General features: G+C 47.1%; 1 protein-coding gene. It reads left to right on the top strand.

Going from position 1 to position 595, the window contains the following annotated elements; genetic code table 11:
- Positions 1–595: hypothetical protein (locus N1032_RS26520; protein ID WP_259543645.1), on the top strand; the 595-nt coding region annotated here is incomplete at both ends.

Below are 595 nucleotides of genomic sequence, written 5' to 3'. Positions count from 1 at the left end.
AAACGGTCGATGGCTTTACAACTAAGGTTGTTGCCGTTTCAAGTTTGCTAGTTGATCCAACGATGCAAGATGCAACGATCATTCCAATCTTGGGATTGACCACAGGGATGACCCGAACCCACGAAGCGAGTGGATGGCGATTCGTAAGTACCAACGCCGCACCACAAAGATTCTATTGGTCGAACACATCACCATCGACAGGTAAAGGCTTGTACGAAGGCGCGAAAATGAACCAAACCTATTCGGTCAAAGTCGTGATGCAAGTCCCAACAACAAGCGTCAACAAATCATTTGTCTTACAAGTCGGGGACGCACGTCAATCGATCGTGCCTAAAGATACTTACTTGCGGGAATATGAATATGTCTTGCATTCGGATGCCAACGGTGTGGTGTCACTTTGGATGCCAACATCGGGTGGTGAATGTCTTGTCACTGAAATCACGATCCGCGAACATAACACCAATATCACGACCGTGAAATTCTCACAGGTTGAACAAGATGTCAATGGTTTGAAAGTATCGGTTGCCGATAAAGTGAGTGCGGCGCAACACAAAGTGGAATCCGACAGGATCACCACGGTGGTTTCCCAAGTGAA

This window comes from Herbiconiux daphne (assembly GCF_024979295.1).
Taxonomy (GTDB): domain Bacteria; phylum Actinomycetota; class Actinomycetes; order Actinomycetales; family Microbacteriaceae; genus Herbiconiux; species Herbiconiux daphnes.
Note: the sequence above shows the minus strand (reverse complement) of the source record. Positions and strands in the feature narration are given on the sequence as shown.